Origin of the sequence: Rothia santali, assembly GCF_024199905.1 — a bacterium.
Taxonomy (GTDB): Bacteria; Actinomycetota; Actinomycetes; order Actinomycetales; family Micrococcaceae; genus Rothia; species Rothia santali.
On sequence record NZ_JANAFB010000002.1, the window covers coordinates 1 to 23442 of the forward strand.

Consider the following 23442-nt stretch of genomic DNA (forward strand, 5'->3'; position numbering starts at 1 on the left):
CGCCAGGGCGGGGCCGGCGCGGCGGCGGCGCGGTGCGGCGTCGCGGACGAGGGGGTGCGGGGCGCGGCGGTGTTCTGGGGCATAGGCACATCGTAGGGCGCGCCTGTTAGTTTGGGGGCATGAAGCTCGCTGTGTGTCCCGGATCCTTCGACCCCATCCACAACGGTCACGTCGAGGTGATCGCGCGGGCCGCCAAGATCTTCGCGGACGGGGTCATCGTGGCCGTGTCCAACAACCCCGCCAAGACCTACCGCTTCGGGCTGGAGGAGCGGCTGGAGATGGTCCGGGAGGTCTTCAGCCTGCTCGACGGCGTGCGCGTCGAGGCGATGGGCGGGGGGCTGCTCGCCGAGTACGCCCGCAGCCGGGGCGCCGCGACCGTCCTGAAGGGCCTGCGCAACTCCCGCGACTTCGACTTCGAGGCGCCCATGGCCGCGATGAACCGCAGTCTCACCGGCGTCGAGACCATCTTCCTGGCGGGGGACCCGCGGTACTCGCAGCTGTCCTCCTCGCTCATCAAGGAGGTCGAGTCCCTGGGCGGGGACGTCTCCGACTACGTGCCGCGCAGCGTGGCGCGGCGGCTCTCGGGCGGCTGAGCGGCGTCGGGGGTGTGCCGGGCCGCGGCGCACCGGCGCGACGCCCCAGGCGCACCAGTGCGAGACCCGCCGCGCACCGGCGCGAGGCCCGACGCGCCGAAGCGCGCCGCGGAGCCCGGTGATCTTGGGCACTTACGGCCCCGGGGGAGAGCCGGAGGGTTGCCCCCGCGCCGGGAATCGCAGTAGCCTGATATGTCGGTCACGATTTCGTACAGGAGTTCATCATCAAGAAGGACAATGCTTCGCCCCTCGCGGTCTCCGTGAGGGAACTGGCCAAGCGGCCGGGAACCATGGACACCCTGAACGAGACCAGGCCCGCCCCCGAGAAGTTCGGCAACGCCCTGATCGGCGTGCCCGAGGGCTCCGACATCGACCTGGACCTCCGTCTTGAATCCGTTCATGATGGTATCCTGGTCAGCGGTGTCGCCTCCGCGGAAGCCCGCGGGGAGTGCAGCCGTTGCCTCGACCCGATCGACTTCCCGGTGACGGCCGACGTTCAGGAGCTCTACGCTTTTGAGCCGGCACCCGCAAGCCAGTCGCACGACGACGCAGACGAGCAGTACGTTGTCGAGAACGATGTCATCGATCTCGAACCCGTCCTGCGCGATGCGGTCATCACGCAGCTGCCGTTCCAGCCCGTGTGCCGGGAGGACTGCCAGGGCCTGTGCTCCCAGTGCGGGGCGCGCCTGGAGGACGACCCGGACCACCATCACGAGGTGCTCGACCCCCGTTGGTCGGCCCTCTCCGGGCTGCTCGGCTCCGAGGCCGCAACCGAGACAACCGAGAGAGAAGAGAGATAGCCGTGGCTGTTCCCAAGCGGAAAATGTCCCGTGCCAACACCCGCGCGCGCCGCTCCCAGTGGAAGGCGACCGCGCCCCAGTTGGTCAAGACCGTCGAGAACGGCAAGGTCACCTACAGCCTGCCGCACCAGGCCAAGGTCGTCACCGACTCCACCGGCACGCCCCTGTACTTCGAGTACAAGGGCCGCAAGGTGGCCGACGCCTAAGAGGTGTCCGCATGACGTCCGTACCTTACGGAGAGCTTCTGGAGCGTCTCGGTGTCGATCTCGACGCCGGGACGCTTCAGCTTGCCCTCACGCACCGCTCGTACGCCCACGAGCACCCCGGCACCCCGCACAATGAGCGCCTCGAGTTCCTCGGCGACTCGGTGCTGGGCCTCGCCGTCACGCACGAGCTCTACGTGCGCTTCCCCGAGGAGACCGAGGGGAGCCTCGCCAAGCGGCGGGCCGCCGTCGTCTCCGAGCGCTCGCTCGCGCGCATCGCCCGCTCGCTCGACGTCGGGCGCCACATCCGGCTGGGCCACGGCGAGGAGCTGAACCGCGGGGCGGAGAAGGACTCGATCCTCTCCGACACCATGGAGGCCCTCTTCGGCGCGACCTTCATGGTCTGCGGGCCGGATATCGCCCGGGACCTGGTCCTGCGCTTCACCGCGGACCTGCTCGACGACGCCTACGTCCTCGGCGCCGGCCGCGACTGGAAGACCGAGATCCAGGAGCTCGCCGCCTCGCTGGGCATCGGCGAGGTCCGCTACGAGGTCACCGCGACCGGGCCCGCGCACGCCCGCGAGTACGAGTCCACGATCCTCATCGGCGGGGCCGTGCGCGGCGTCGGCCTCGGCACGGCCAAGAAGCAGGCCGAGCGCGCCGCCGCCGAGCAGGCCTTCCACCGCCTCGCGGAGGCGGCGGAGACCGCGCGGGCCGCCGGTGCCTGAGCTGCCCGAGGTCGAGGTGGTGCGCTCCGGACTGGAGCGGCACCTGCGCGGCTCGCTGATCGAGTCCGTCGAGGTCCTCGACCCCCGTTCCCTCCGGCGCGACCCGGAGGGCCCCGAGCGCTTCGCCGCCGCCCTGTCCGGACGGGTGCTGGCCGACGTCGCCCGCCGCGGCAAGTACGTGTGGCTGATCCTCGCCGACCCCTCGGCCCCGGCCTCCGCGCTGGCCGCGGGCGAGGTGGGGGAGCGCGGCGTCGTCGTGCACCTGGGCATGAGCGGCCAGGCCCTGATCAAGGAGCCCGACGCCGCCCGGGAGCGCCACCTGCGCATCCGCATGCGCCTGCTGACCCCCGACGGCGCGGTGCGGGACCTGCGCTTCGTGGACCAGCGGATCTTCGGCGGCATGTTCCTGGACCCGCTGGTGCCCGCGGCCGACGGCGCCCCGGGCGCCTCCCTCAGCGCGCTGGCGTTGCCGCTGCTGCCCGCGAGCGTCTCCCACATCGGGCGGGACCCGCTGGACGCCCACTTCGACGCCGCGGCCTTCCGCCGGCGGCTGCGGCGCACCTCCAGTGGGATCAAGCGGGTGCTGCTGGACCAGACGGTGCTCTCGGGCATCGGCAACATCTATGCCGACGAGTCGCTGTGGCGCGCCCGCCTGCACTACGCCAAGCCCGCCGACTCGCTGACCGCAGCTCAGGCCGACGCGATCCTGCACGCGAGCACCGAGGTCATGACCGAGGCGCTGGCCGCCGGCGGGACCAGCTTCGACGCGCTGTACATCAACGTCAACGGGGAGTCGGGGTATTTCGAGCGGGGGCTGAACGTCTACGGCCGCGCCGGGAAGCAGTGCCCGCGGTGCGCCGAGCTGCCGGTCCCGGGCGTGATCGTGCGGGAGCCGTTCATGAACCGGTCCTCGTACCGCTGCCCGCGGTGCCAGCGGGCGCCGCGGGGGTTCCGGGCGGGCTGAGGCCTCGGGCTCGACGGCCGGAGCCCGTGCCGCGGCGACGGCGTCGTCCGGATCCTGAGATCTGCGCGGCGGCACGCCGGGCAAAAAACTGTATGTGTAAAGCTTTCGTCGTCAAGTGATGCTAATCTCCACCTCTAAGGACTACGACTTTAGGTGGATGCTCCCATGATCGACACCGACCTGCACCTCTCACCGCAGCACGATTCGCCCATCGAGTACCTGCGCATCTCGCGGGAGATCGCCCTGGAGATCCATCGGGCGGGGCTTCCGCTGAGGGAGCGCATGAGCGTCGCCATCGGCGAGGAGTACGCGGCGATCCTGATCGAGCCCGACGGCGAGGGGATCCTCGTGACCGCCGGCAGCTGGGGCATCGGCGGCTTCGAGGCCTTCGAGAACAAGGAGCCCCTCCGGATCGACGGGGTGGACCTGAGCGAGGTCGACCGGCTCGCCGTCGAGGTCTCGGAGAAGGTCTTCTACGCGATCCTGGGGCAGTGATCGCCGGATCCCGGCCGTGATGGCCGGCGGCCGGTCACGCCCGCCGGGGTGCCGGCGGCGCAGGCGGGCGCCGCGTGCGGAGGGGCCGGCTCGCGGTCGTGACTCACGTGCCGCCGCCGATGCGCATGAGATGCTCGAGGCAGGCTGTCGGGCCCCGTAGCGGCCCAGTCTTCGGGCGTCCTCATCGTCGAGGGCGCGTCGACCACATCCAGGAGGAGCCCACGATGACCACTCGCCCCGGCGACGCGCCGCCCCTCGTCCTGTGGCTCTTCGAGCTCCCCGGGACGCGCTGGGGTCCCGGGGAGGCGAGACGGGCCAGGTCCGCGGCGCCGGGCCTCGACGTCGACGTCCTGACCGCCGTCGACGAGGACGAGACGTGGATCTACGTGGGCGGCCTCCGGCAGGGCGAGGAGCCCGGGCCGGCCGACGTGCCGCGGCCGCCGACCGGCGAGCTTCGGCTGCCGGCCGACGGGCCGCGGCTGCTGGCCGCCCTGCTCGGCGTCGACGCCTCCGCCTTCCCGAGCACCGGATCCGCCGCCTGGAGGGGCTGCTGACGCTGGGCGACGCGGACGACGGCGCGCGGCGGCCCTGGCACTACGTCTTGTAGGCGGACATCCCCGCCGAGACCGAGGGCGAGTTCAACCGCTGGTTCGACGACGAGCACCTGCCGCGGATCGCGGGCGTGCCCGGGACCGTCCGCGCGCGGCGCTTCCGCACGGACGGCTCGCCGCGCTACCTCGCCGCCTACGACCTGGAGGCGCGCGAGGTCCAGGGCGGCGCGACCTGGCGGGCCGCGATCGCCAGCCCGTGGCGGGATCGGATCCACCCCGAATTCCTGCGCCCGCGGCGGCTGATGCTCGAGAGGCTCGTCTAGCCCCCGGGCGCCCGTGGACTGCGAGGCGCCCCGCGAACTCGTGGATCGCGAGCCCCCGCGCACCCCTGAACGGCGGGGCCCGTGTATCCCTCAACCGCAGCGCGCCCCGGGTACCCTGGCCCCATGCGCATCGACGAACTCGCCACCGAAGACTACGGCGCGGCCATCGAGCTGTGGCACGTCTGCGGGCTGACCCGCCCCTGGAACGACCCCGCCGCCGACCTCGGGCGCGCGCTGACCGGCGCCTCCTCGACGGTCCTGGCAGCGTCCACCGACGACGGCGCCCTGGCGGGGACGGCCATGGTCGGCCACGACGGCCACCGGGGATGGCTGTACTACCTCGCGGTGGACCCCGCGCGCCGCCGGGAGGGCGTCGGCCGGGCGCTGGTCCGCGCCGCCGAGCGGTGGCTGGCCGATCGCGGAATCCCGAAGGTGCAGCTCATGCTGCGCGCCGGCAACACCGGATCCGCGGCCTTCTACGAGGCGCTGGGCTACCGGGACCAGGAGGTCCGCGTCATGGGCCGCTTCTTCGACGAGGCCCTCGAGGCGCGCCGGGGCTCGGCGACGTAGCACCGGTCCGAGCAGTCGCCGCGATCGAAGACCGCTCCGCGTCCGCAGCCGGGGCTGCCTACCCCCGGTAGTACTCCCGCAGCCGCTCCATCCCGGCGTCGATCGAGACCTCCGGGGTCCAGTCCAGGACCTCGCGGGTCTGGCGCTGGTCGAACCAGTGGGCCGTGGAGAGCTGCTCGGCGAGGAACTCCGTCATGGGCGGCTCGTCCTCGCCCGGGCGGCGCTCCCAGACCTTCTCGATGACCCTGCCCGCCAGCCTGGCCAGCGAGGAGGGGACCCGGCGGGTCGGCTCGGGAACGCCCGCGGCCCGGCACATGCCGCCCAGCAGCTCGCCCACGGTCCGCGGCTCGCCGTTGGTCACCACCAGCGGCCGCCCGTGGGCCTGCTCGATCCGCTCGAGGCAGCGCACGATCGCGTCGGCCGCGTTGGTCACGTAGGTCGAGTCGATCAGGGCCGCGCCCTGGTCCAGCAGCGGCAGCCCGCCGCGGGCGGCGCGCTCCAGGATCCGCTCGACCAGCTGCGTGTCGCCCGGCCCCCACACCAGGTGCGGGCGCACGACGCCGACCCGGAAGTCCTCGCCGTCGGCCTCCAGGGCCAGCCGCTCGCCGTACGCCTTGGAGCGGGCGTAGCTGCCCCGGGCGGCGTCGGGCTCGGCGGGCTCGTTGCCCTGGCCCATGAACGCGGAGCCGGCGTGGGAGACCGAGGGGGAGGAGACGTAGACGACGTCGCGCACGCCCGCGCGCCGGGCCAGCTGCAGCAGCACGCGGGTGCCGCGCACGTTGGCCTGCTCGTACTCCTCCCACGGGCCGGAGACGGAGACCTTGGCGGCCAGGTGGACCACGGCGTCGGCGTCCTCGAGGGCGCGGCGGACGGCGTCGGGGTCGGTCAGGTCGCCGCGGTGCTGGTGCAGGCGCTCGCGGCCCTGCTCGCCGAGGGATGCCTTGAGGGCCTTCGCATCGCTGCGCTGGAAGGCGGTGACCCGGTGACCGCGGCGGATCAGCCCCAGCGCGACCTCGCGGCCCAGCATCCCAGAGGCGCCCGTGACCAGGACGGTGCGGCCCGTGGCGGGGGCGAGCCCGGCGTCGGCGAGGACGCGGCGGCGCTCGGCGGGGTCGGGGGCGCGCCACGTCCCGCGGGCGTCGTGCTCCGCTCCGGCGTCGTGCTCGGCTCCGGAGACGGGCGGCGTCGTCGGCCCCGCGGCTCCTCCCGGTGGCCCCGGTTCCACGGCATGCTGTGCTTGGCTGCGCTGTTCACGGCGTGCGCACCTTCCCTCCGGAGAGCACCCCGGCGGCCCATGCGGCGAGCCGGGGTCGGTCGATCTTCGAGTTGTGGCGGATGTCGGTCGGGTGCTCGGGAACCTGGAGGACCGCGGCGAGCTCGACGCCGGCGGCCTCCCGACCGCGGCCCGCACCCGCCGCAGCAGCTCGTGGGGCACGACGCCGGGCCGGCCCGCGCCCTCCGTCCCCTCGGCGAGCTCCACCACGGCCACCGGGACCTGCGCGCCCTCGGGCCCGACGCCCACGACGGCGGCCCGGCGGACCTCGGCGACGGTCTCCGCCGCGCTCTCCGGGGCGACCGGGGAGAGCACGCCCTCGGCGGTCAGGATCACGTGCGCGAGCCGCCCCTCGACCCAGAGCCGCCCCGAGGCGTCGAAGTGGCCGATGTCCCCGGTCCGGTGCCAGCCGGGCACGCTCACCGAGGTCCGCTCGGTCCACCACAGCCGGTCGTAGTGGTCCTTCATGTGGGGGGCCTTGACCAGGATCTCGCCCGTCACGCCGGCCCGCTGGGTCGGCTCCTCGGCCGGGCGCCCGCGCTCGTCCAGCGGGGCGAGGGCCAGGTGCGCGCCGTAGACCGGGGTCCCGACGCACACGCCGTTGCCCGCGCCCTGGACGCCGTGGACGGCGTCGTCGGCGGCCTCGAGGATCTGCTGCAGGCTGATGTCCGAGACGGGCAGCGCCTCGGTCATGCCGTAGGGGGTGTGCACCGAGGCGGCCGGGACCAGCCCGGCCACCGCGCGCAGCAGCGGCTCGGTGAGCGGCGCGCCGGCGGAGAGGAGGCGGCGCACGCGCCCGAGGGCGGCGCGCTCCTCCGCCGTCAGCTCGCCGGCGGTCTCGGTCACGTTGACCAGGGCGGCGGGGGAGGCGAAGACCACGGTCGCCTCGATCGCGCCGGCCGCCTGGGCCAGGGCCCGGGCGCTCAGGGTCTTGGGCTGGGTGACGTCCATGGCCGGGGTCACCGACGTCGCGCCCAGGGCCGGGCCCAGCAGCGCGAAGGGCGCGAAGCCGGCGACCAGCGCCGAGCCGCTCTCGATCCGGTAGGTCCGCTGGATCGCGTCGCGCATCGCGGCGAGCTGCCGGTGCGTGTACGCCACGCCCTTGGCCGGGCCCGTGGAGCCCGAGGTGTAGAGGATCGCGGCCGGGTCGTTGGAGGCCAGCGGCGGGAGCGGGGGCAGCGGGGCGGCCGGGCGATTCGACACGCGCTCTCGGGTGCTGTTAGATGTGGACATAAATGAGAATGATACTCATTAGCACTCTCTGACTCCACCGGCCGAAAGAGGTCCCCGTGCCGCACCGCCCCGCCACGCCATCCCCGGCCGTCCGCCAGCAGGTCACGGCGGTCCTGGGCTCAGACGCGTACGCCGAGCGCGACGACCTCTTCGAGCGCGGCCTCGACTCCCTGGGCCTGATCCGGCTGGTGGGCCGATGGCGCGAGGACGGCCACGAGGTGACCTTCGAGGACCTCGCGACCGAGCCGACCCTCGAGGCCTGGCGGCGCCTGCTGGGCCCGGCGGACGGCGCGGCCCCGGGCGGCGCGACCTCGGATCTCACCGCACCGAGCGAAACCGCGCCGGGTGGGATCGCGCCGGGCGGGACCGCGGACGACGCCCCCGTCCCGCCGCCCGCGCCAACCCCGCAGGCCACCGACGCGCCCTTCCCGCTGGCCACGATGCAGCACGCCTACTGGGTCGGCCGCGGGGACGAGCAGCCCCTGGGCGGCGTCGCGGCCCACTTCTACACCGAGTTCGACGGCGCCGGCCTCGTCCCCGAGCGGCTCGGCGCGGCGCTGGCGCACGTCGTCGGCTGCCATCCGATGCTGCGCGTGCGGATCGACCCGAACGGCAGCCAGCGGTGCGACGGCCCCGGGCCCGCCCTGCGCGTCGAGGACCTCCGCGCGGCCGGGGCGAACGACGTCGAGCACCGCCTCGCCGCGCTGCGCGAGGAGGGCACCCACCGGCGCGTGGACCTGGAGTCCGACGGCGTCCTGGACGTCCTCCTGACCCTTCTGCCCGGCGGCCGCACCCGGGTCCACGTGGACCTGGACATGGTGGCGGCCGACGCGCTGAGCCTCCGCGTGCTCCTCGAGGACCTCGCCGCGGCCTACGCCGGAACGCCCCGCCCGGCCCCCGCCTACGACTTCGCGACCGCGCTGCGGGACCGCGCCTCCCGCCGCCCCCGGGAGATCGAGCGCGCCCGCGCCTGGTGGGCCGGACGCCTGACGGAGATCGCCCCCGCCCCGGCCCTGCCCGCGGTCCTCGACGCCGCGGCGCCCACTCCCGCCGGGACCCCCGCGGCCCGCTCCACCCGCCTGCACCACGCCCTGACGCCCGAGCGCACGGCGCTGCTCGGCGAGCGCGCCCGAGCCGCGGGGATCACCCCGGCCGCCGCCCTGGCCACGGTCTTCGCGGAGACCATGGCCCGGTGGAGCGCCGAACCGCGGTTCAGCCTCAACCTGCCGCTCTTCGACCGGGCGCCGCTGCACCCCGACGTCGAACGCGTCGTCGGGGACTTCAGCAGCTCGGTCCTGCTGACCGTGGACGCCGCCGGCCCGCTCACCGTCGCGGAACGGGCCCGCTCCCTCCAGCGGGACCTGCACGCCGCGGTGGACCACGGCGCGTACGGCGGGGTCGAGGTCCTCCGCGACCTCGCCCGTCTGCGGGGCGGCCCCACCGTGCCCTCGCCCGTGGTCTACACCAGCGCGATCGGCCTGGGACCGCTGTTCGGCGCGGAGGTGCAGCGGGTCCTCGGCGCGCCGTCGCACATCATCTCCCAGGGCCCGCAGGTCTGGCTCGACGCGCAGGTGACCGAGCTCGACGGCGGCCTGCTCCTCAACTGGGACCTGCGCGAGCACGCCTTCGCCCCGGGCACGGCCCGCGCGGCCTTCGACGCCTACCGCGACCTCGTGGACGCCCTCGTGGACGACCCGGAGGCCTGGCACCGGCCCGCGCCCGACGCCGTCCCGGCCGCCGCGCTGCGACAGCGCGCCCGCCCCGCGCTGGGGACCCCGCCCCCGCCCCGCGGACGCTGCACGCCGCCGTCCTCGACCGGGCACGCAGCGCACCGGAGGCCCTCGCCGTCGTCGGACCCGACGGCGCCTCCCTCACCTACCGCGAGCTGGCCGAGCGCGCGCTGGGTCGCGGGCGCGGTCTCGGCCGCCGCGCCGGCCGGTGCGCTCGTGGCGGTCTCGGCGGAGGTCGGCACGGACCGGGTCGCGGCGATCCTCGGCGTGCTGGCCGCGGGCTGCGCCTACCTGCCTCTGGGCTGGCACCAGCCCGCCGAGCGCCGCCGCCGGATCCTGCGGGAGGCGGCCCCGGCCCTGGTGCTCACCGACCGGGACGACGCCGGCACCGGCGCCCGCACGACCCCGCCGGGGGACGGACCCTCCGTCCCCGTCCTCCCCCTGGTCGAGGCCCTGGCCCACGCGGCCGGCACCCCGCGCGCCGCCGACCCCGCCGAGCTCGCCTACGTCCTGTTCACCTCGGGCTCCACCGGCTCCCCCAAGGGCGTCGAGGTCCCCCACGCGGCCGCCGCCCACACGGTCGACATCCTCGCCCGGGAGCTCGCCCTCGGCCCCGCCGATCGCATGCTCGGCCTCGCCGAGGCCGACTTCGACATGTCGGTGCTGGACCTCTTCGCACCGCTGTCCGTCGGCGGAGCCGTCGTGCTCGTCGCCGCGGCGGACCGGCCCGACGCCGCGCGGTGGGCCCGCTCGGCCACGGAGCACGGCGTCACCGTCGTCAACTGCGTGCCGACGCTGCTGGACCTGTGGCTCAGCGTCGTCGAGTCGGGCGAGGCCCCGGCCCCGGCGTTGCGCGCCGCCCTGCTCGGCGGGGACCGCGTCGACCCGGGCCTGGTCGCGAGGCTGGGTGCGGCGGCCCCCGGCGCCCGCTTCCTGGCGCTGGGCGGCACCACCGAGGCCGCCATCCACTCGACCCTGCTCGAGGTCGGGGAGGCGGATCCCGCCTGGGACGCCGTCCCCTGGGGCCGCCCGCTGCCCGGCGTGCGCTGCCGGGTCGTGGACGGAGACGGCCGCGACCGTCCCGACGGCGTGCCCGGCGAGCTGTGGATCGGCGGCGCCGGCCTGGCCCGCGGCTATCGCGGCGCCCCGGCCTGACCGCGGCGCGCTTCGTCGAGGCCCGCGGCGAGCGCTGGTACCGCACCGGCGACCTCGCCCGGTACGACGCCGTCGGCGCCCTCCACTTCGTGGGCCGCGCGGACCACCGGGTCAAGGTCGGCGGCGTCCGGGTCGAGCTGGGCGAGGTCGAGGCGGCGCTCGCCTCCCACCCGCGGGTCCGGACGGCGGTCGTCGTCCTCCTCGAGGACCCCGCCCCCCGCCTGGCCGCGGCGGTGCTCGCCGAGGACGACGTCGACGTCGCGGAGCTGCGCTCCCACGCCGCCGAGCGGCTTCCCGCCTCGATGACCCCGGCCGCGATCCGCACGCTGCGGGACCTCCCGCTGACGCCCAACGCCAAGGCCGACCGCGCGGCCGTCGCCCGCCTGCTCGCCGAGGCCGAGGACCGGCCCGAGGACGACTCCGCCGCCCCCCGCGGCGACCGCGAGCAGGAGCTGGCCGGCCTGTGGAAGGAGCTGCTCGGGGCCTCGGGCGTCTCCCGCGGGGACTCGTTCTTCGCCCGCGGCGGGGACTCCCTGCTCGCGACCCGGCTCGTGGCGGACCTGCGCGCCCGCGGCTGGGACGGCGTCGGGGTGGGGACGGTCTTCCGCCACCCGGTGCTCGCGGACCTGGCCGCTCGCCTGATCGGCGCCGGCCCGGCCGCCGCGGGGCGGGAGGCGGCCCCCGGCATCGTGCACGACGCGGCGGGGCGCCACGAGCCCTTCCCCCTGACCGGCGTCCAACGGGCCTACCTGACCGGCCGGGATCCCGCCTTCGTCCTCGGCGGCGCGGGGACCTCCCACTACACCGAGTTCGACGCGGAGGACCTCGACGTCGCCCGCCTCGCCCGCGCCCTGGACCGCCTCGTGGAACGCCACGACATGCTCCGCGCGGTGCTCGACGCCGACGGCGCCCAGCGCGTCCTGCCCGAGGTCCCGCCCGTCTCGGTGCCGGTGCGCGACGCCGACCCCGCGGACCCGGAGGGCTCGCTCGCCGCCTTCTCCGAGGAGATGTCCCACCGCGTCCTCGACCCGGCCCGGTGGCCCCTGTTCGAGGTCCGCGCGCTGCGTCACCCGCACGCGGGCCGGGAGCGGACGCGGCTGGGGGTGGTCCTGGACTACCTGGTCCTGGACGCCCTGAGCATCATGACCTTCTACCGCGAGCTGCAGGAGCTGTACCTGGACCCCGACGCCGTCCTCCCCCCGCTCGGCATCACCTTCCGCGACTGCGTACTCGCCTCGGCCCCCGACCCCGCTCGCGAGCGCCGCGCCCTGGAGCACTGGCGGCGGAGGGTCGAGGAGCTGCCCCCGGCGCCCGCGCTCCCGCTGGCCGTGGACCCCTCCGCGATCGGCGTGCCGCGCTTCGCCTGCCGCTCCGACCACCTCGGACCCGCCGAGTGGACCGCGCTGGCCGGGGTCGCCCGCGAGGCCGGCCTCACGGCGTCGTCCCTGCTGCTGGCCTGCTACGGCGAGGTCCTCGCGGCGTGGAGCGGGCGGACCGGCGTCGCGATCACGCTGACCCTGTTCAACCGCCCCGGGGGCCACCCGGACCTCGAGCGGGTCCTGGGCGACTTCACGAGCCTCTCCCTCGCCGGGTACGACCGCGCCCCGGGGACCTCCCCGCTCGAGGCCGCGCGCCGGCTGCACGGGCGTCTCGGCGAGGACCTGGACCATCGCGAGGTCTCGGCCGAGCGGGTCCTGCGGGACCTCTCCCGGCGGGAGGGTGCGGCGGAGGCCGGCGTGCCGGTGGTCTTCACCGGCTCGCTGGGCCTGGGCGACGGGCGCGGCCTGGATCCGCTGCGGGGGTTCGCGACCCGCGTCGGCGGGCTCTCCCAGTCCCCGCAGGTGCACCTGGACAACCAGGTGCTCGAGAGCCACGGCGGCCTCGACGTCTCCTGGGACGCCGTCGAGGAGCTCTTCCTCCCCGGCGTGCTCGACGAGATGTTCGCCGCCTACCTGGGGCTGCTGCGCCGCCTGGCCCGCGAGGGCCTCGGGGCGTGGGACCGGGCGGCGGCGGACCTGCTCCCGGCCGGCCAGCGCCGCCGCCGCGAGGAGATCGACGCCGCGGCCGGATCCGGTCCCGCACCGGGCGGGCTGCTGCACGACGCCTTCCTCGACCGCGCGCTCCGCGAGCCGGACGCCCCGGCGCTGATCGGCGACGGCGGCGCGCTCACGCGCGGGAGGTCCGGGACCGGGCGCTGCGGATCGCCGCGGGGCTGATCGCGCGCGGCGTCGAGCCCGGGGACGCCGTCGGCGTCCACCTGCCCAAGGGGCGGACCAGGTGTGCGCCGCGCTCGGCATCGTCGCGGCGGGCGCCGCCTACGTGCCCGTGGGCGTCTCGCAGCCCGCCCGGCGCCGGGAGCGCGTCCACGAGGCGGCCGGCACCGTGCTGAGCATCGGGGCGGACCCGGCCGCGCCCGCCTCCTGCGAGGTCGCGGAGCTGCTGGGCCACGCGCCGCTGCTCGAGCCCGTCCCGGCGGATCCGGCCGGGACCGCGTACGTCGTGTTCACCTCCGGGTCCACGGGCGAGCCGAAGGGCGTCGAGGTCTCCCACGCGGCCGCCCTGAACACGGTGGCCGACGTCGTCGCCCGCTATTCGGTGGGTCCCGGGGACCGGGTCCTGGCCCTGTCCGCGCTGGACTTCGACCTCTCCGTCTTCGACGTCTTCGGCGTCCTCGGCGCGGGGGGCGCGCTCGTGCTCCCCCGCGAGGAGGAGCGCACCGACGCCCACCGCTGGCTGGAGCTGTGCCGCGAGCACCGGGTGACGGTGTGGAACTCCGTGCCCGCCCTGCTGGACCTCCTGCTCGTCGCGGCCGGTGACGGACAGCTGCCGGACGGGCTGTACCTGGCGCTGGTCTCCGGCGACTGGGTCGGCACGGACCTGGCCGGGCGGCTGGAGCGGGCCTCCTCGCGGCGTGCGCGGCTCGTCGCGCTGGGCGGGGCCACCGAGGCCGCGATCTGGTCCAACGCCCACGACGGCGGCCGCGCCCCGGCCGGCTGGTCCTCCGTGCCCTACGGCCTCCCCCTGGCCCGCCAGCGCTTCCGCGTGGTGGACCCGCACGGGCGCGACTGCCCAGACGGGGTCCCCGGGGAGCTGTGGATCGGCGGCGCCGGGCTGGCGCGCGGTTACCGCGGGGACCCGGAGCGCACCTCCGAGCGCTTCGTCGAGGGCCCGGGCGGCCGCTGGTACCGCACGGGCGACCTCGGGCGCTACCGGGAGAACGGCCTCCTGGAGTTCCTCGGCCGGGCGGACCGCCAGGTCAAGGTGGGCGGGCACCGGCTCGAGCCCGGCGAGGTCGAGGCGGCCCTGCGGGAGCACCCCGGGATCGGCCGGGCCGCGGTCCTCGCGGTCGGCGGGCGGGGCGACCGACGCCTCGTCGGCTTCCTGACCCCGGCGGACGAGGCCGCGGGACACGACGACGCGGGAGGTCCCACTGCGGGGCACGCCGCCGCGGGAGGTCCCACTGCGGAGCACGCCGCCGCCGGGCACGCCGCCGCGGGGAGCGCTCCGGCAGACCTCCCCCCGGACCTGGACGCCCACCTGCGTGAGCGCCTGGCCCCGCACGCCGTACCGGGCGTGCTGCGGGTCCTGCCGTCCCTCCCCCTGACCCCCAACGGCAAGGTCGACCGCCCCGCCCTGGAGGCCCTGGCCGCGGACCTGCTCGCCGAGCGCGGCGCCCCGGAGGAGCCCGCCGACGACGTCGAGCGCCGACTCGCGGACCTCTGGTCCCGGGTGCTCGGGGCGCCGGTCGAGGACCGCGCGGCCAACTTCTTCGCGCTGGGCGGCACGAGCCTGCTGGCCCTGCGCATGATCACCGAGGTTCGCGGGGCCCTCCACCCGGGGGTCTCGACCCGCGCGTTCCTCGCCGACCCGACCCTCCGGGCCCTCGCGGACCAGCTCCGTGGCGCCGGGGACGACGCCGTCGTCGTCGGGACCATCTGACCTGCAGCCGCCGCTCCCCCAGGACCGGGGCCCGGCGACCTCCCCGCCCCGCAGCATCCCTCCACCGCCCTCCCCACGACTCGACGCCACCCACGCTCACGCCCCCCAAGACCACGACCACGACCACGACCCAGGAGACCCAGCCCGTGAACTCCTCACCCCTCGCACCCGCCACCGACCGCGCCACCGGGCCGAGCCCCGCGGCCCTGCTCGCAGACCTCGCCCGCGACGGCGTCCACCTCTGGGCCGAGGACGGCGCCCTGCGCTTCCGCGCCCCCGCCGGGACGCTCACCGACGAGCGCCGCGCCGCCCTGGCCGCGCACCGCGCCGAGGTCCTGGACCTGCTCGCCGCCCGGGACAACCCGCGGCTGACCCCCGACCCCGCCGCCCGCCACGAGCCGTTCCCCCTGACCGAGGTCCAGTCCGCGTACCTCGTCGGCCGGGGCTCCGCGTACGACTTCGGCGGCGTCGCATGCCACGCCTACGTCGAGCTCGAGCTGGGCGACCTCGATCCCGCGCGCCTCCGCGAGGCGTGGCGGACCCTGGTCCACCGGCACGACATGCTGCGGGCCGTCGTGCGCCCCGAGGGCTACCAGGAGGTCCTCCCCGAGGCCCCCGGCGAGTCCTTCACCGCGACCGACCTCGGCGACGCCGACCCCGCCCCCCACGTCGAGCGCACCCGCGAGCGGCTGCGCGACCACGTCCCGGACCCGTACTCCTGGCCCCTGGTCCGCCTCCACGCGACACGCGGCCGGGGCACCACGGTCCTGCACCTCTCGGTGGACCTGCTGGCCGCCGACCACGCGAGCGTCCGGCTCCTGCTGGCGGAGCTGCGGGAGGCCTACGAGAACCCCGACGCCCTGTCGCCGGCGCCCGAGGCCGGCTTCCGCGACTACGTCCTGGCCCGCCGCGGCCTGCGCGAGGGCCCCGCCTACCACCGGGATCGCGCCTACTGGGACGCGCGCCTGGACGAGCTGCCGGCCGCCCCGGAGCTGCCCCTGGCCGATCGCGCCGCCGACGCCTCGGCGCGCTTCACCGCCTCGCCGGGCGGCTCGACGCCGCGGAGTGGGAGGGCCTGCGCGGCCGGGCCGCGGCGCACGGGCTGACCCCCTCCGCCGTCGCGCTGGCCGCCTACGCCGAGGTGGTCGCCCGGTGGTCCCGCCACGGCGACCTCACCCTCAACCTACCGGTCTCGCGGCGGCTGCCGCTGCACCCCGACGTGCCGCGCGTCGTCGGGGACTTCACGTCGCTGAGCCTGCTCGCGGTGCGGGCCGACGACGGCGCGAGCTTCGCCGAGCGCGCCCGCGCCCGGCAGGGACGCCTGCTGGAGGACCTGGACCACGGGCTGTACTCCGGCAACGAGGTCCTCGCCGAGCTGTCCCGCCGCCGCGGCGAGGCCGCCGTGCTGATGCCGGTCGTGTTCACCGGCGCGCTGGGCGCCGACGACGCCGACGCGGCCCCGGACCGTTCCTGGTCCCTGCGCGAGGTGCACGGCCTCTCCCAGACCCCGCAGGTCTGGCTCGACTGCCAGGTCTCCCTCGACGCCGACGGCCTCGCGCTGCGCTGGGACGTCCGCGAGGGCGTGCTGGTCGGTGGCGTCGCGGCCGAGGCCTTCGCCGCCTACGAGCGGTTGCTGCGCGCCCTGGCGACCTCCGACGCGCCCTGGGAGGCCGACGACGTCGTGCCCCTCCCCGCCGGGCAGGCCGCGGTGCGCGAGCGCGTCAACGCGACCGCCGCCCCGCTGGCCGAGGGCCTGCTGCACGAGGCCGCTGCGCGCGGCCATCGCGGCCCCGGGCGCCACGGCCGTGGTGCACCCCGAGGGCGAGCTGACCCACGCCGAGCTGTGGGGCCGGGTCGCCGGCGTCGCGGAGGCCCTGCGGGAGGCCGGCGTGCGGCCCGGGAGCGCGTCGGGATCGTGATGGACAAGGGGCCGAGCAGGTCGTGGCCGCGCTGGCCGCCTCGCTCGCGGGAACCGTGTACGTGCCCGTGGACACGACCCAGCCCGAGGCCCGCCGCGCCCGCATCCTCGCGGACGCCGGCGTCCGCGCGGTGCTGACCCAGTCGTGGCTTCCGGCGCCCGCGGACGCCGGGGACGGGGAGGCGCCCGCCCCGGCCGCGATCACCGTCGACGAGGTGCCGGCCGGCCCCGCCCCGAGCGACCCGCTCCCGCGCGCCGTCGAGCCCCGGGATCCCGCCTACGTCATCTACACCTCGGGGTCCACGGGTGCGCCCAAGGGCGTGGTCGTCTCGCATCGCTCGGCGCTGAACACGCTCGACGGCGTGGACGGCCTCCTCGACGTCGGCCCCGGGGACCGGGTGCTGGCGCTCGCCGCGCTCGGCTTCGACCTCTCGGTGTACGACCTCTTCGGCGTCCTCGCCCGCGGCGGCGCCGTGGTCGTGCCCGACGCCGCCCGCCGCGGGGACCCGTCCCACTGGGCCGAGCTGCTCGAGGAGCACGGCGTGACCCTGTGGAACTCCGTCCCGGCGCAGGCGGGCATGCTCGCCGACTACCTGGACTCCGCACCGGACTGTGCACCGTCCGCCCTGCGCGCCCTGCTGCTGTCCGGGGACTGGATTCCCCTGGCCCTGCCGGGCCGCCTCCGCGGGCTGCTTCCCGGCGCCCGGCTCTATAGCCTGGGCGGTGCCACCGAGGGCTCGATCTGGTCCATCCACCATCCCGTGGGGACCGTGGACCCGTCCTGGCCCAGCGTGCCCTACGGCCGTCCCCTGCCCAACCAGACGTTCCACGTCCTCGACGCCGCCGGCCGGGACCGCCCCGACTGGGTCCCGGGCGAGCTGCACATCGGCGGCGAGGGGGTGGCCCTGGGCTACCTCGGGGACCCGGAGCGCACCGCCGAGCGCTTCGTCGATCACCCGCGCACCGGGGAGCGGCTGTACCGCACCGGCGACCTCGGCCGCTACCGCCCCAGCGGGGACCTGGAGTTCCTCGGTCGCGAGGACGACCAGGTGAAGATCCGCGGGCACCGCGTCGAGCTCGCCGAGGTCGAGGCGGCCGTGGCCTCGCATCCGGCCGTGGCCGGCGTCGCCGTCCTCGCCCCCGAGGAGCGGGAGGGCCGCCGGCTCACCGCGTTCGTCGAGACCGCCGCGCGCGCCGCCGACGCCGACCGCTCCGTGCCGGCGCCCGTGGCCGACGCCGCCCGGCGCGCCGCCGCGGCGGAGGTCGGGGAGCTGGACCGCGCCGAGCTCTCCGCCTTCCTGGACCGCATGCGCACCACCGCCCTCGAGGCCATGACCCTGACCCTGACCGGGGCGGGCCTGTTCCCCGCGGCCGGCTCCTCCCACCCCGAGGCCGAGGTCCTCGCCGCCCTCCGCGCCGACCGGCGGCACCACCGCCTGGTGCGCCGCTGGCTCGCCGCGCTCGTCGACGCCGGCCGGCTGCGCCGCGCCGCGGACGGCTCGCTCGCCGGCCTGACCCCCGTCACGGCCGCCGAGCACGCCGCGGGCTGGGACCGCCTGGCGGAGCTGGAGGCCCGGGTCCGCTACGGCACCGACGTGCTGCGCTACCTGCGCGAGTGCGCCGGCCGCCTGCCCGAGCTGCTGACCGCGGAGCTGGACGTGCGCTCCCTGCTCTTCCCCGGCGAGGGGACAGACGCCGCGAGCGGCGCCTACCGGGACAACCTCGCGATCCGGCACCTCAACGCCGCCGTCGCGGCCGCCCTGGCCGCCCTGGCCGGGGAGCGCACCGCGGACCGGCCGCTGCGCGTCCTGGAGGTCGGCGCGGGCACCGGGGGAACCACCGAGGCCGTCGTGGCGGCCCTGGCCGGGCATCCGGTCGAGTACCTGTTCACGGACGTCTCGCCGTTCTTCCTGACCGAGGCCCGGGAGCGCTTCGCGGCCTTCCCGTGGATCTCCTTCGGGCTCTACGACATCGAGCGGACCGCGGCCGAGCAGGGCCGCTCCCCCCACTCCTTCGACGCGGTCGTCGCGGCCAACGTCCTGCACGACGCCGTGGACGCCGACGCCGCGCTGGCCCGCCTGCGCGAGGTCCTCGTCCCCGGCGGCCACCTGCTGGCGATCGAGACGACCCTCGAGCACGACCCGGCGCTCATGGTCTCGATGGAGTTCATGGAGGGCCTCGACGGCGGCCACCACGACGCGCGGACGAGCGCCGACCAGACGTTCCTGACCCGGGCGCAGTGGCTGGAGGCGCTCGCGGGCGCGGGCGCCGTCGGCACCGTGGCGCTGCCCGAGGACGACCCCGGGCTGGAGAGGACCGGGCAGGGCCTGTTCCTCGCCCGGCTCAAGGCCGACCGCCTGCCCGCCGAGCCGCAGGACCTCGCCCGGCACGCCGCCGCGCGCCTGCCGGAGTACATGGTGCCGGCCCGCTGGCAGGTCCTGGACCGGATCCCGCTGACCGGCAACGGCAAGGTGGACCGGAAGCGGCTGCTGGCCGAGCTGCCCGCGGCCGGCGCCGACGCCGGCGTGGGCGCCGTGGCCGCGGCCCCCGCGGACGAGCTCGAGCGCGCGCTCGCCGGGCTGTGGTCGGAGCTGCTGGACCGACCCGGCGTCGGGCGCGAGGACGACTTCTTCGACCTCGGCGGGGACTCCCTCCTGGTGGCCCGCATGGTCGGCCGGCTGGGCGAGGTGCTTCCCGGCACCGGCGAGGACATCGAATGGGAGGTCGTGCTGCGGCATCTGCTGCGCACGCCCACGGTCGCGGGGCTCGCGGCGTACCTGCGGGACCTCTCGGGCCAGGTCGAGGCCGCGGCCGACCGCGCCCGGGACCCGTACGTGCCGCTCAGCGGCCCCGGCGGCGGCGCCGTGACGGCCCTGGTCCATGCCGGGACCGGGACCCTGGTGCCCTACCGCTCCCTCATCACCGAGATCCGGCGCCGGGCCGCCGGGCGCGGGACCGTCGTCGGCCTCGAGCTGCCCGACGTCGCGGCGTTCCTCGACGCGGACCCTTCCTCGGTCATCGTCCGCTGGGCGGCCGACTACGCCCGGGCCCTGCTCGAGCGCGGCGGGGACCGGTTCCACGTCGTCGGGTACTGCCTGGGCGGGCTGGTCGCGACCGAGGTCGCCCGGTCCCTGACCGAGGCCGGCGCCGAGGTGGCGTCCCTGACCGCGATCAGCACCCACCGACCGCCGTTCCGGCTGGAGGACGAGCTGATCTCTGAGTACGCCTTCGCCGTCATGATGGGCATCGACCCGGTGGCGGTCGGCTTCCCGGCGGACGAGGAGCGGGTCTCCGCGGCATCGGACGCCCTGCTCGAGGCGACGCCCGGCGTGCTGCCCGACGGTGCGATCGGCCTCCTGGACGGGGAGTTCGCCGACGTCGCGGAGCGCTTCCGGGTGCTGGCCGCGACCCCGCGGTCCGAGCGCGTCGAGCGGCTGTGCTCGGCGCTGCCGCCCTCGGCCGGGACCTACGCGCCGGAGGCGCTCGAGGAGATGTTCCGCATCTTCCGCCAGAGCGTGTTCTCGATCTCCCGCTACGAGCCGGCGCCCTACGCCGGGGACGTCGCCTTCCTGCGGCACAGCGGGGCCTACCCCTTCCCGGGCAACAAGGAGAGCGTGACCTCCTACTGGGAGCGCCTGGTCCTGGGCGACCTGCGCGTCCGCGACGTGCCGGGAGACCACTTCGGGATGCTCTCCGCACCCTACGCCCCGGGCATCCTCCAGCACCTGGAGGCCATCACGGGCGGGGACGTGGTCGCATGAGGGACCTGCCCCTGATCGGCGTCCTGGGCGCCTCGGGCGCGGTGGGCTCGGCCGCGAGCCGGTTCCTCGCCGCGAGCGGCGGCGCGCGCCTGCGGCTGGGCGGGCGCGGGGAGGAGCCGCTGCGCGCCCTCGCGGCGGAGCTCGCGGGCGCCGCCGGCCGCGGGCGCGCTGCCTCCGGGCACGGCCCCGACTCGCACGGCCGCGGCCCCGACCCGGAGACCGACGCCGCCGAGGTCCGGCCCACGGACCTTGCCGACGACGCCTCGCTGGCCGCGTTCTGCGCCGGCTGCGACGTCGTGCTGTGCTGCGCCGGACCCTCCTACGCCGTGGGCGACCGGGTGGCCCGGGCCGCGCTGGCCGCCGGGGCCGACGTCGTCGACGTCACCGGCGACGAGCCGGTCCGCTCCGCCCTGGCCGACGACCGATGCTCGCCGGGCGGCGGGCCGTGGTCTCGGCGGGGATGCTGCCGGGCCTCTCGGCGCTCCTGCCCCGCTGGGTGGCGCGCCGCCGCGGACTGCGCCGCCTGCGCGGCTACGCGGGCGGGCTCGAGCGCTGCACCCCGGCCGCCGCGGGCGACCTCCTGCTCCGCTGCCCGGCGCGGCCGACGAGGCGGTCGTCTTCGGGACGCCCGGGGCCGTGTGGCGGGCCGGCGCCGGCGTCGTCCGCCGGGCCCGGGCCTCCCGGGACGCCGCGCGCGCCCGCACTTCGCCGAGGACGGCTTCGTCCAGCCCTTCCTGACCCGCGAGGCCGAGCGGCTCGCCGCGGGCCTGGGCCTCGAGGAGCTCGAGTGGTCCACGGTCCACCTCGGGCCGGCGGTCCGCGAGCTGCTGACCGGCCGGGCCGGCCTCTCCGCCGAGGGAGCCCGGGCGGGCCACTCCGCCGAGGGGACGGCGGCCACGGACTTCCCCGCCGCGGTCAGGGACCTGCGCCGCGCCGCCGACCTCGACCTCGCCGGCCGCACCCCCGGCTACCTCCTGGTCCTGGAGGTCCTCGACGGGACGGGGGCCCCGGCCACGCTCGTGCTGCGCACCCCCGACAGCTACGCGCTGACCGGCCGGGTCGGCGCGTGGACCGCCCTCGAGACCGCCGCCGGCCGCGTCCCCGAGGGCGCGCACCACGCCGCCGACGCGCTGGACCCGGACCGCGCCGTCGAGGCCCTGCTGGGCGACGCCGGCCGGCTCCCCCCGGCCGGTGCGGACGGCGCCGCGGCCCTCGAGGACCTGCGGGTCCTGGAGGGACCCTGGGCCGGGGACCGCGCGGCGGGGCGGATCGAGGAGGGGGTCCTGTGAGCCGTCGGCTGCGCACCGTGCTCTGCGGGACCGGCTTCGGCCGCTTCCACCGCGAGGGGATCCGGCTGCTGCCCCGGGACCTCGAGCTCGTCGGCGTGCTCGCCCGCGGGGGCGAGTTCTCCCGCGCCTACGCGGCCGCCGAGGGCGTGCCCCTCTACACCCGCGTCGAGGACCTGCCCGACGACGTCGACCTCGCCTGCGTGGCGATCGGCTCCGCCGTCTCGGGCGGGCCCGGGGCCGAGATCGCCGGCGCGCTGCTCGGGCGCGGGATCCACGTGCTGCAGGAGCACCCCGTGCACCGCGACGAGCTCGCCGGGCTGCTGCGGGCGGCGCGGGCGGCCGGCGTCGTCTACCGCCTCAACCCCTTCTACCGCCACGTCCCGGCCGTCCGCCGGTTCCTCGACGGCGCCCAGCGGATGCGCGAGCTCGGACCGATCCTCTCGGTCGACGGGACCTCCGCGGTCCAGGTCCTGCACCCCCTGCTCGACGTCCTGGCCGAGGCCCTCGGCGGAACCGCGCCGTGGGCCCTGGGCGACCCCCTGCCCGCCGACCCGCGCGTCGAGGCCGCCTGTGCGAGCCCGCAGCCCTACCGCGTGCTCCAGGGCGCGCTGGCAGGGGTCCCGCTCACCCTGCGCGTCCAGCACCAGCTGGACCCCTCCGACGGGGACAACCACGCACTGGTCTGGCACCGGATCGCGATCACCGGCGAAGGCGGCACCCTGACCCTGGCCGACGCCCACGGGCCCGTGCTGTGGCAGCCCCGCCTCCACGCACCCCGCGACCGGCACGGCCGGCTGCGCTCCACCGGCCCGGGCACCGGCCACCTGGCCGAGCCCGCCCTGACGGTCGTCCCCGGCACCGAGCCCCCGTCCTGGCGCGGGATCTTCGCCGAGACCTGGCCGCTGACCATGGCCCGCGCCATCCGGGAGACGGTCGACGCCGTCCGCGCCGGGGCCGACCCCCTCCCCCGCGGGCAGCGCGACCTGTCCGTGACCGCGGTGTGGCACGACCTCCTGGACCGGCTCGGCCGCCCCGAGGTCATCCGTCCCGCCGCCCCCGATTCCTGGTCCCTGGACCGCGTCCTGCCCCCGACCGAGGAGGTCCCCCGATGAGCCGCCATGCGCCGTCCCCCTGGCTGCGCCACCCCCGGCCCCGCCCCGAGGCGGAGCTGCGCCTGATCTGCCTGCCGCACGCCGGCGGGGCCGCCGCGGCCTTCCGCCCGTGGGCGCCGCTGCTGCCCGCGGGCGTGGACCTGCTCTGCGTCCAGCCGCCCGGCCGGGAGGACCGCTTCCACGAGGACCCGGTCGAGGCGATGGCCGACTACGCGGGCCCCGTCGCCGCGGCCCTCGCCCCGCTGCTGGACCGGCCCTACGTGCTGTTCGGCCACTCGATGGGCTCGGCCGTGGCGGTCGAGCTGGCCCACCGCCTGCGCGGGGCCGGGCACGGGGAGCCCGTCCGCCTGTTCGCCTCGGGCCGCCGCGCCCCGCACCGGGCCGCCCCCGGCGCGGTGCACCGCAGCCCCGACGCCTCGATCCTCGCCGAGCTCGACCGGCTGGGCGGCACCGACCCGGAGGTCCTGGCCGAGCCGGGCCTGCGCGAGGCCGTGCTGCGCTGCGTGCGCGCCGACTACCGGCTGATCGAGACCCATGCCCCGGACCCCGGGGCCCGGCTCGAGTGCCCCGTGACCCTGTTCATCGGCGAGGACGACCCCGAGGTCGCCGAGGAGGACGCCGCCGGCTGGGCCGAGACGACCCGCGGCGGCGTCGAGACCCGGGTCTTCCCCGGAGACCACTTCTACCTCGCCCCGCACCGGCGCGACGTCGTCGCCGCCCTGCTCCGCCGGCTCGACCCGGCGCTGGCCGCCGCGGCCGCGCCCTGGCCGAGCACTCCGTGAGAACGCCACCAGCCCAGGAGGAC

The 23442-nt window shown here is 76.8% G+C and carries 19 protein-coding genes and 2 pseudogenes; 19 read left to right on the plus strand and 2 right to left on the minus strand.

Annotated elements, in window-relative coordinates:
• Positions 1-119 precede the first annotated feature (119 nt).
• The 9 genes from coaD to NBM05_RS01025 all read left to right on the plus strand — a co-directional run bounded on the left by coaD (position 120) and on the right by NBM05_RS01025 (position 5227).
• Complete coding sequence (gene coaD, locus NBM05_RS00985; RefSeq protein WP_254164399.1) at positions 120-593, plus strand: pantetheine-phosphate adenylyltransferase; 474 nt, start codon at positions 120-122, stop codon at positions 591-593.
• A gap of 290 nt (positions 594-883) precedes the next feature.
• Complete coding sequence (locus tag NBM05_RS00990) at positions 884-1393, plus strand: YceD family protein (protein WP_254164401.1); 510 nt, start codon at positions 884-886, stop codon at positions 1391-1393.
• 2 nt (positions 1394-1395) lie between these two features.
• On the plus strand, positions 1396-1599 hold the full coding sequence (gene rpmF, locus NBM05_RS00995) for a 50S ribosomal protein L32 (protein ID WP_254164403.1): 204 nt from the start codon (positions 1396-1398) through the stop codon (positions 1597-1599).
• Between the two features lie 11 nt (positions 1600-1610).
• On the plus strand, positions 1611-2324 hold the full coding sequence (gene rnc, locus NBM05_RS01000; protein ID WP_254164405.1) for a ribonuclease III: 714 nt from the start codon (positions 1611-1613) through the stop codon (positions 2322-2324).
• Entirely contained in the window at positions 2317-3288 is a 972-nt protein-coding gene (mutM, locus tag NBM05_RS01005) for a bifunctional DNA-formamidopyrimidine glycosylase/DNA-(apurinic or apyrimidinic site) lyase (protein WP_254164407.1), read from the plus strand. Before rnc ends, mutM begins: the two co-directional genes overlap by 8 nt.
• A 165-nt stretch (positions 3289-3453) precedes the next feature.
• The gene (locus NBM05_RS01010) at positions 3454-3783 is read left to right on the plus strand and encodes a hypothetical protein (protein ID WP_254164409.1); all 330 of its coding nucleotides are present in this window, start codon (positions 3454-3456) and stop codon (positions 3781-3783) included.
• Positions 3784-4007: 224 nt separating this feature from the next.
• Complete coding sequence (locus tag NBM05_RS01015) at positions 4008-4337, plus strand: hypothetical protein (RefSeq protein ID WP_254164411.1); 330 nt, start codon at positions 4008-4010, stop codon at positions 4335-4337.
• 128 nt (positions 4338-4465) lie between these two features.
• A complete protein-coding gene (locus NBM05_RS01020; protein WP_254164413.1) occupies positions 4466-4657 on the plus strand; it encodes a hypothetical protein in 192 nt (63 codons plus the stop codon).
• A gap of 123 nt (positions 4658-4780) precedes the next feature.
• Positions 4781-5227, plus strand: coding sequence for a GNAT family acetyltransferase (locus tag NBM05_RS01025; RefSeq protein WP_254164415.1), 447 nt, complete (start codon positions 4781-4783; stop codon positions 5225-5227).
• 58 nt (positions 5228-5285) lie between these two features.
• On the opposite strand, the gene NBM05_RS01030 is transcribed toward NBM05_RS01025, so the two are convergent.
• Positions 5286-6254 carry an NAD-dependent epimerase/dehydratase family protein gene (locus NBM05_RS01030; protein WP_254164417.1) on the minus strand — a complete coding sequence of 323 codons (969 nt, stop codon included), beginning with the start codon at positions 6252-6254 and terminating at the stop codon, positions 5286-5288.
• 223 nt (positions 6255-6477) lie between these two features.
• Positions 6478-7685: pseudogene (locus tag NBM05_RS01040) on the minus strand (AMP-binding protein); the annotation flags it as partial.
• Positions 7686-7789: 104 nt separating this feature from the next.
• On the opposite strand from NBM05_RS01040, the gene NBM05_RS01045 reads away from it, so the two are divergent.
• The 10 genes and pseudogenes from NBM05_RS01045 to NBM05_RS01085 all read left to right on the plus strand — a co-directional run bounded on the left by NBM05_RS01045 (position 7790) and on the right by NBM05_RS01085 (position 23419).
• Entirely contained in the window at positions 7790-10618 is a 2829-nt protein-coding gene (locus NBM05_RS01045; RefSeq protein WP_254164419.1) for an AMP-binding protein, read from the plus strand.
• Positions 10567-12834, plus strand: coding sequence for a condensation domain-containing protein (locus tag NBM05_RS01050; protein ID WP_254164421.1), 2268 nt, complete (start codon positions 10567-10569; stop codon positions 12832-12834). The genes NBM05_RS01045 and NBM05_RS01050 overlap by 52 nt, the downstream gene beginning before the upstream one ends.
• 58 nt (positions 12835-12892) lie before the next feature.
• Positions 12893-13945: pseudogene (locus tag NBM05_RS01055) on the plus strand (amino acid adenylation domain-containing protein); the annotation flags it as partial.
• 246 nt (positions 13946-14191) lie between these two features.
• Positions 14192-14557, plus strand: a complete 366-nt coding sequence (locus NBM05_RS15285) for a phosphopantetheine-binding protein (protein ID WP_373689257.1) — start codon at positions 14192-14194, stop codon at positions 14555-14557.
• A 146-nt stretch (positions 14558-14703) separates the two neighbouring features.
• Entirely contained in the window at positions 14704-15663 is a 960-nt protein-coding gene (locus tag NBM05_RS01060) for a TubC N-terminal docking domain-related protein (RefSeq protein ID WP_254164425.1), read from the plus strand.
• Positions 15633-16613: a condensation domain-containing protein gene (locus NBM05_RS01065; RefSeq protein ID WP_254164656.1), complete on the plus strand. Its 981-nt coding sequence runs from the start codon at positions 15633-15635 to the stop codon at positions 16611-16613. The genes NBM05_RS01060 and NBM05_RS01065 overlap by 31 nt, the downstream gene beginning before the upstream one ends.
• On the plus strand, positions 16499-20236 hold the full coding sequence (locus NBM05_RS01070; protein WP_254164427.1) for an amino acid adenylation domain-containing protein: 3738 nt from the start codon (positions 16499-16501) through the stop codon (positions 20234-20236). Before NBM05_RS01065 ends, NBM05_RS01070 begins: the two co-directional genes overlap by 115 nt.
• The gene (locus NBM05_RS01075) at positions 20233-21525 is read left to right on the plus strand and encodes a saccharopine dehydrogenase NADP-binding domain-containing protein (RefSeq protein ID WP_254164429.1); all 1293 of its coding nucleotides are present in this window, start codon (positions 20233-20235) and stop codon (positions 21523-21525) included. The genes NBM05_RS01070 and NBM05_RS01075 overlap by 4 nt, the downstream gene beginning before the upstream one ends.
• Complete coding sequence (locus tag NBM05_RS01080; RefSeq protein WP_254164431.1) at positions 21522-22637, plus strand: Gfo/Idh/MocA family oxidoreductase; 1116 nt, start codon at positions 21522-21524, stop codon at positions 22635-22637. Before NBM05_RS01075 ends, NBM05_RS01080 begins: the two co-directional genes overlap by 4 nt.
• Positions 22634-23419, plus strand: a complete 786-nt coding sequence (locus NBM05_RS01085; protein ID WP_254164433.1) for a thioesterase II family protein — start codon at positions 22634-22636, stop codon at positions 23417-23419. The genes NBM05_RS01080 and NBM05_RS01085 overlap by 4 nt, the downstream gene beginning before the upstream one ends.
• Positions 23420-23442 lie beyond the last annotated feature (23 nt).

Coding starts and splice junctions, on each gene's coding strand:
- NBM05_RS01030 (WP_254164417.1), bottom strand. CDS start 6,254: ATGCTGGGCCGCGAGGTCGCGCTGGGGCTGATCCGCCGCGGTCACCGG.
- NBM05_RS00990 (WP_254164401.1), top strand. CDS start 884: ATGGACACCCTGAACGAGACCAGGCCCGCCCCCGAGAAGTTCGGCAAC.
- coaD (WP_254164399.1), top strand. CDS start 120: ATGAAGCTCGCTGTGTGTCCCGGATCCTTCGACCCCATCCACAACGGT.
- NBM05_RS01010 (WP_254164409.1), top strand. CDS start 3,454: ATGATCGACACCGACCTGCACCTCTCACCGCAGCACGATTCGCCCATC.
- NBM05_RS01025 (WP_254164415.1), top strand. CDS start 4,781: ATGCGCATCGACGAACTCGCCACCGAAGACTACGGCGCGGCCATCGAG.
- rnc (WP_254164405.1), top strand. CDS start 1,611: ATGACGTCCGTACCTTACGGAGAGCTTCTGGAGCGTCTCGGTGTCGAT.
- NBM05_RS01085 (WP_254164433.1), top strand. CDS start 22,634: ATGAGCCGCCATGCGCCGTCCCCCTGGCTGCGCCACCCCCGGCCCCGC.
- NBM05_RS01015 (WP_254164411.1), top strand. CDS start 4,008: ATGACCACTCGCCCCGGCGACGCGCCGCCCCTCGTCCTGTGGCTCTTC.
- NBM05_RS01075 (WP_254164429.1), top strand. CDS start 20,233: ATGAGGGACCTGCCCCTGATCGGCGTCCTGGGCGCCTCGGGCGCGGTG.